Consider the following 622-nt stretch of genomic DNA (forward strand, 5'->3'; position numbering starts at 1 on the left):
ATCATTGCCCCCGCCTCGGCATAGACCGCGGCATCGATCCGGAGCATGCACCGGACGACGACAGCTGCCGCCTGCAGGTCATGCCAGGAGTTCACCCGGCCATGCGGCCCGTAATCGACGATCGTCGGGCACGCCTTCAGCACATCCGACAGCAAAGCTCCAGCCGGTCGAGTTGCCGGTTGGGCAACGGCTTCAGATTCGATTCGAGATTCGGATTCTGAATTCTGTATGTGGCAGTCATTCTGCAGGCCATTGCCGGTCGAAGCGTCCAGATCTTCCTTCATTTCCAATTGCTTGACGAAAGCGATGCGCAATGCGTCCAGCCGCGCGAGTGTTCGCTCCAGATCCATGCGTGCAGGTTTGCGTGGCAGGGCAGCGAGAGCGGCATCGCATTCCGCTTCGGCCGCCACCCAATTGCCTTCAAGATCCCCCGCGCGCGCCAGCGCGACCAGCTTGCGCAGGTCCCGACGGCAAAGCGTCAGGCTTTCCTTAAGGCGGCGGATCCGTTGCGCCTCCTCGAGCACGGCGCGGGCAAGCCCGGCAAATTCCTCCGACCGCGCCAGCAGCGGGGCGAGGCTGAAGCCGAAAGCCGTCTCGATGGCGCCGCCGGAATTGCGATGCG

1 protein-coding gene is annotated in these 622 nt (G+C 63.5%); it reads right to left on the reverse strand.

The window, feature by feature from the left end:
• Positions 1 to 622: plasmid replication protein RepC (gene repC / locus P7F60_RS16160; RefSeq protein ID WP_277918863.1), on the reverse strand; the 622-nt coding region annotated here is incomplete at both ends.

It is taken from the genome of Rhizobium sp. YJ-22 (genome assembly GCF_029601685.1).
Classification (GTDB): domain Bacteria; phylum Pseudomonadota; class Alphaproteobacteria; order Rhizobiales; family Rhizobiaceae; genus Metarhizobium.